Annotated in this window: 6 protein-coding genes; all 6 read left to right on the forward strand. The window is 59.9% G+C overall.

The window, feature by feature from the left end:
* The coding region (locus tag AB4043_RS11825) for a 4Fe-4S dicluster domain-containing protein (RefSeq protein WP_442307122.1) at positions 1-693 on the forward strand (693 nt) is incomplete at its 5' end.
* A complete protein-coding gene (nrfD, locus tag AB4043_RS11830; protein ID WP_442300346.1) occupies positions 694-2,118 on the forward strand; it encodes an NrfD/PsrC family molybdoenzyme membrane anchor subunit in 1,425 nt (474 codons plus the stop codon).
* Positions 2,118-2,660 carry a DUF3341 domain-containing protein gene (locus AB4043_RS11835; protein WP_442300347.1) on the forward strand — a complete coding sequence of 181 codons (543 nt, stop codon included), beginning with the start codon at positions 2,118-2,120 and terminating at the stop codon, positions 2,658-2,660. The genes nrfD and AB4043_RS11835 overlap by 1 nt, the downstream gene beginning before the upstream one ends.
* The gene (locus AB4043_RS11840; RefSeq protein ID WP_442300348.1) at positions 2,660-3,733 is read left to right on the forward strand and encodes a c-type cytochrome; all 1,074 of its coding nucleotides are present in this window, start codon (positions 2,660-2,662) and stop codon (positions 3,731-3,733) included. The genes AB4043_RS11835 and AB4043_RS11840 overlap by 1 nt, the downstream gene beginning before the upstream one ends.
* Before the next feature lie 36 nt (positions 3,734-3,769).
* Positions 3,770-5,092 (forward strand): hypothetical protein, encoded by a 1,323-nt coding sequence (locus AB4043_RS11845; protein WP_442300349.1) that lies wholly within the window; start codon positions 3,770-3,772, stop codon positions 5,090-5,092.
* Complete coding sequence (locus tag AB4043_RS11850) at positions 5,082-5,753, forward strand: hypothetical protein (RefSeq protein WP_442300350.1); 672 nt, start codon at positions 5,082-5,084, stop codon at positions 5,751-5,753. Before AB4043_RS11845 ends, AB4043_RS11850 begins: the two co-directional genes overlap by 11 nt.
* Positions 5,754-5,823 lie beyond the last annotated feature (70 nt).

A 5,823-nucleotide genomic window follows, 5' to 3' on the forward strand; every position in this document is an offset into this window, starting at 1 on the left:
GATCTGAACTCCTGCACCGGCTGCAACGCCTGCGTGATCAGCTGCTACTCGGAAAACAATATTCCGGTGGTTGGCCGTGAGCAGGTGAAGGTTGGCCGCAACATGCAGTGGATCCGTATCGATACTTACTTCGAGGGTGATCTGCACGCTCCCAAGGCGCACTTCCAGCCGATGCTGTGCCAGCACTGCGAGAATGCAGGCTGCGAACAGGTCTGCCCGGTAGGTGCGACGGTGCATACGCCCGAGGGCCTGAACCAGATGGTGTACAACCGCTGCGTCGGCACTCGTTACTGCTCGAACAACTGCCCGTACAAGGTTCGCCGCTTCAACTTCCTGCTCTACTCAGACTATGAGCAGGAGAGCCTGAAGCTTGGCCGCAATCCGGATGTTTCGGTCCGCTCGCGCGGCGTGATGGAGAAGTGCACGTACTGCGTGCAACGTATCCAGTCCGCGAAGATCCAGGCCGACAAGGAAAACCGCGAGGTTCGCGACGGTGATATCGTGACGGCTTGCCAACAGGCCTGCCCGACCGACGCCATCGTCTTCGGCAACATCAACGACCCGGCGAGCAAGGTAGCCAAGCGCAAGGCAGAAGAGCGCAACTATGGCGTGCTTGCAGACCTGAACTACCGTCCGCGTACGACCTACACGGCGGGAGTCATCAACCCGAATCCTGAGCTGGAGCTGGCATAAATGGCGACCAAGGGACAAATCAGCGATCCGATGATCGACCCGAAGACGGGTGAATTTGCCGTCATCGCTCCGGGCCACAACTTCAAATCGGTAACCGAGAAGATTGCCGGCGTCGTGCTGACGTCGAACACGCCGCTGGGCTGGTTCTTCGGCCTGATCGTAGCCTCCGGCGTGGCGACCTTCCTGGTGATTGCCGTTACCTGGCTCTTCCTGAAGGGCGTGGGCATCTGGGGTGTAACCATCCCAGGCGCCTGGGGTTTCGCCATCATCAACTTCGTCTGGTGGATCGGTATCGGTCACGCCGGAACGCTGATCTCGGCGATTCTTCTGCTCTTCAAGCAGACCTGGCGTAACTCGATCAACCGCTTCGCCGAAGCGATGACGATCTTCGCCGTATGCTGCGCCGGCCTGTTCCCGGTTCTGCACGTTGGGCGTCCGTGGCTTGGTTACTGGCTGTTTCCGTACCCGAACACGATGAACGTATGGCCGCAGTTCCGTTCGCCGCTGTGCTGGGACGTGTTCGCAGTTTCGACGTACGCGACCATCTCGGTGGTGTTCTGGTACATCGGCATGATTCCCGACTTCGGAACCCTGCGCGACAAGGCGCAGTTGCCGCTGGCCAAATACGTCTATGGCATGCTCTCGCTGGGCTGGCGCGGTTCGACCCGCCACTGGATGCGCTATGAGACGGCCTCGCTCCTTCTGGCCGGCCTCTCGACGCCCCTGGTGCTCTCGGTACACACGGTCATCAGCTTCGACTTCGCGGTCGCCGCTCTGCCGGGCTGGCACACGACGATCTTCCCGCCTTACTTCGTCGCCGGCGCCATCTACTCCGGCTTCGCCATGGTACTTACGCTGGCGATTCCGATCCGCAAGTTCTACCACATGGAAGATCTGGTCACGCTGCGCCACCTGGACAACATGGCTAAGGTCATGCTCGGTACCGGTCTGATTGTGGCTTACGGCTACGGCATGGAAGTCTTCATGGCCTGGTACTCCGCCAGCCACTGGGAGTTCTTCATGATGTGGAACCGTATGTTCGGGCCGATGGGCTGGGGCTACTGGATCCTGATCCTGACCAACATTGCCATTCCGCTGACGACCCTGTGGTCGCGCAAGCTGCGGGTGAACGTAACGTATCTGTTCATCCTGTCTCTGATCGTGAACACCGGTATGTGGTTCGAGCGTTTTGTTATCGTCGTCACTTCGCTCTACCGCGACTTCCTGCCTTCGAGCTGGGGTACATATAAGGCGACCAAGTGGGATTACATGCTCTACGTCGGCACGTTGGGTATGTTTACCTTCCTGTTCCTGCTCTTCGTCCGGTTTGCCCCGATGATTCCGATGAACGAGATCAAGATGATGCTGCCCCAGACCAAGATCAAGGGCCTGGACGCTGAAACTACCGTAGAGGAGACCGCCTGATGCCGGTAAAAGAAGGAACCTACGGACTGCTGGCGGAGTTCGATACTCCTGGAGCCCTGGTGCACGCCACTGAGGCCGCACGGGATGCCGGATACCGCCGCATGGAGTGCTACACACCGTATCCGGTGGAAGAGGCCGCCGAGGCTCTGGGCGTGGTGCGTAACCGCGTTCCGTTGCTGACCCTGATGGGCGGCATCCTGGGTTTGACGACGGCGTTTCTGATGCAGACCTGGATCGCGCGCTGGGGATATCCGTTGAACATCGCCGGGCGTCCGCTGTTCTCGTGGCCGGCATTCATCATCCCGACCTACGAGTGGACGATTCTGTTCAGTGGTCTGTCGGCTGCTTTCGGCATGCTGGCGCTGAACGGTTTGCCGCAGCCGTACCATCCGCTGTTCAACGCTCCCAACTTCCGTCAGGGAGCGACCGACCACAAGTTCTTCCTGTGCCTGGAAGCGATCGATCCCAAGTTCAATGTGAACGAGACGCGCGCCTTCCTCGAGCAGTTTCATGCTGTAAGCGTGGTGGAGGTAGATCTCTAATGCAGGGCGCAAGCTTCAAGGTTCAAGGCGCACGCCTCATCCTGTCAGCCACCCTGGCCAGCGTTGCTGTCCTGACCGGTTGCCGTCAGGATATGCACGACCAGCCGAAGATGTTTCCGCAGCGTTCGACGACGATCTTTGCGGACGGCCGCTCGGCTCGTCCGCAGGTGACCAACACCGTCGCTCGCGGCCAGTTGCATGAGGACAGCTACTTCTACACCGGCCTGACGGACGGCAAGGAAGCTGACGGCATGCCCTTCCCGGCGACGCTCGATGTACTGAAGCGCGGCCAGGAGCGGTTCAATGTGTACTGCACGCCGTGCCACTCGCGTGTGGGCAACGGCGCCGGCGAGATCGTTGAGCGCGGCTACCGTCTGGCGGGCAACTTCCATACGGAGCGCCTGCGCAGCGCGCCGCTCGGCCACTTCTTCAGCGTGATGACCAACGGTTATGGCGCGATGCCTGATTACTCGGCGCAGATTACGCCGGCTGACCGCTGGGCGATCGCCGCGTATATCCGCGCGCTTCAGTTGAGCCAGAACGCCAAGGCGAGCGACGTGCCGGCCGGTGTTGAGGTGAAGCCGCTGTTGAAGCTGGCGGAAGAGCAGGGTATGCCGGCGGGTTTCGCAGGTGACTGGTCGGTGCCGAATACTACGGGGCCCGCAGCTCCTGAGGTAGCGAAGCCGGTCGGGTCTGCAACGCCGACACCGACGACGACCCCAGGTGTAGCTCCAGCTACTAGCGAAAACCAGAAGGCGACTACGCCGGCTGTGACCAAGGAAACGGCTCCGGCGGCAAAGACTACCGCTGCAGCCAAGCCCAAGGCAGAGGATATTGCCGCAGGAAAGGCTGTCTATACAGCGAACTGCAGTGTCTGCCATCAGGCGGCGCGTACGGGACTTCCGCCGAACATTCCCTCGCTGGTGGGTATCGTAGGCAGGGTTGGTCCGGATCGTATCCGGCAGGTCGTCACGCAGGGTATTCCGACGGGCAAGATTCAGATGCCGTCATTTTCCGCCAAGCTCTCTTCCACGGATATCGATCATCTGATCGCGTATCTGGGTACCGACTGATTTTCGAGATCTGAAGAAGGATTAAGGCCGTAACGAATGGCACACGGACACGAACAACACGGACATGGAGCTCACCACGGGCCAAAGACGCTGCCGGCATCGCTGCTGGCGCCTGAGGCTGTTGCCGCCTGGCGCACGCGCGCTTTGATTGTGGCGGCGGTCGCGGCGATCGCCTCACTGCTCTTCCTTTTCGGTGGCGGTGCGGACCACGTATTGCGCGGCTACCTGCTGGGATGGATGATGACCTTCTCACTCTGCGGCGGCGGCCTCTGTCTGCTGATGCTGCAGTATGTTTCGGGCGGTAAGTGGGGTCTTCTGCTGCGCCGTCCGCTGGAAGCAATGACGCGTACGCTTCCCCTGGTCATCCTCCTGGTGATCCCGATCCTTGTCTTCGCCAAGAAGCTGTATCTCTGGGCCGCCTTCCCGACCTTTGAGGCGGTAGAAGAAGGCCTGAAGTCCAAGCTGCTCACCGAAGCCCAGGCTCACGCCCTCAACTTCAAGCGGCCGATGCTCTCTCCAGCCAGCGTTGTCGTGCAGTTTGTTGTGGTCTTTGCGATCATGGGAGCCTTTACCTACTTCCTGAACAAGTGGTCGCTCGAGCGCGAGGCCGATCCTGAGCGGGGATCGCAGGGCAGCTACGACCGCTGGCGCATCAAGTTCGAAAATCTGTCAGGTATCGGCGTTCTGATCTACGTCGCTCTGCTGACGATCGTAGCCATCGACCTGATCATGGCGCTGGATGTGACCTGGTACTCGTCGGTGTGGGGCCTGCTCTTCCTGGTCGGCCAGGGATATGTTGTGCTGGCGGCTGCAGTCCACACGTCGATCCGGCTCTCGAAGTATGAGCCGATGGCGACGATCCTCCGCAAGACTGAGCAGTACGACCTCGGTAAGTTCATGCTTGGCTTCGTCATGCTGAACATCTATCTGGCATTTGCCCAGTTCCTGATCATCTGGTCGGGCAATCAGCCAGAAGAGCTTCCCTGGTACCTGAACCGTATCAATGGTGGATGGTGGGTGATCTGCACCTGTGACTTCATCTTCCACTGGGTGATCCCATTCGTCCTGCTACTGTCGAAGGACCTGAAGCGTTCGAAGTCGAAGATGCTGGCCCTGACTGGCTGGATGATCTTCGCCCGTGCTTTCGACCTGTTCTGGCTGATTGAGCCGAACTTCCCGGATGCGGCCCACAACCTGCACCTGAGCGGCAACTTCAGCATCCTGGCCTACGTCACGGTCCCGGTGGCGATCGTGGCCATCTGGATGGCGTACTACCTGACGACGCTGATGTCGCGTCCGCTGGTTGTTGTGAACGACCCGCACACCGAAGAGATTCTGGAGCCCGAGCATGCACATTAAGCCCAATCAGAACGACGGGGATACCCTGAATCCGAATCCGCATCCTCAGGTGAATGATCCTGAGCATCCGGGCTATGAAGTTACCGACGTCAACGTCAGCGGCATTCTGGTCTTCGTTGGCGGCCTGGCCGGTTTCGTAGCGGTCTTCTTCGTGGTTTGCTTCTTCATTGGCCGCCTGGTGAACAGCCAGATTGCCAAGGATGATGGTCCGCTGGACAAGTGGCACCAACAGTACGCACCGGCGAAGACAAGCGATGGTCTGACTTCGAACCCGGTCTTTGAGCAGCGCTCTGCCTCGCAGATCGTGAAGACTTTTCCTGGACCGCGTCTCGATCCTGACGACGGCAACCAGAGCTCGAGCGATCTGCACGCCAGGGAAGACCTGCTGCTGGAGAACTACTCGCAGGTGCAGGGCATGCCGAACTCGGTTCGCATTCCGATCGACCGTGCGATTGAACTGACCGCCGAACGCGGACTTCCCCTGGCTGCCGATGCCAAGGCTGCCACGACTGTGGCGAAGATGGTGGGCGTGGATACTCCGGTCGTGACAGCTCCGCTGACCACGGGATTTGCCCGTAGCGGTTTTGAGCAGGAGCGCATTGCGGAGCGCGAGCAGAAGCTTGAGTTCGCAAAAGAAGCAAGTAAGGAAGAGAAGAAGTAACCATGACGACGATGCACCCAATTCGGAAGACCCGCCTCGCCGCCCTGTTGGGATGCGCGCTGGCGTGCGC

The organism is Terriglobus sp. YAF25 (genome assembly GCF_052113305.1).
Classification (GTDB): Bacteria; Acidobacteriota; Terriglobia; order Terriglobales; family Acidobacteriaceae; genus Terriglobus.

Bases quoted from the DNA above. Each gene is read 5' to 3' on its own strand.
- nrfD (WP_442300346.1), top strand. From the start codon at position 694: ATGGCGACCAAGGGACAAATCAGCGATCCGATGATCGACCCGAAGACG.
- AB4043_RS11845 (WP_442300349.1), top strand. From the start codon at position 3,770: ATGGCACACGGACACGAACAACACGGACATGGAGCTCACCACGGGCCA.
- AB4043_RS11850 (WP_442300350.1), top strand. From the start codon at position 5,082: ATGCACATTAAGCCCAATCAGAACGACGGGGATACCCTGAATCCGAAT.
- AB4043_RS11835 (WP_442300347.1), top strand. From the start codon at position 2,118: ATGCCGGTAAAAGAAGGAACCTACGGACTGCTGGCGGAGTTCGATACT.
- AB4043_RS11840 (WP_442300348.1), top strand. From the start codon at position 2,660: ATGCAGGGCGCAAGCTTCAAGGTTCAAGGCGCACGCCTCATCCTGTCA.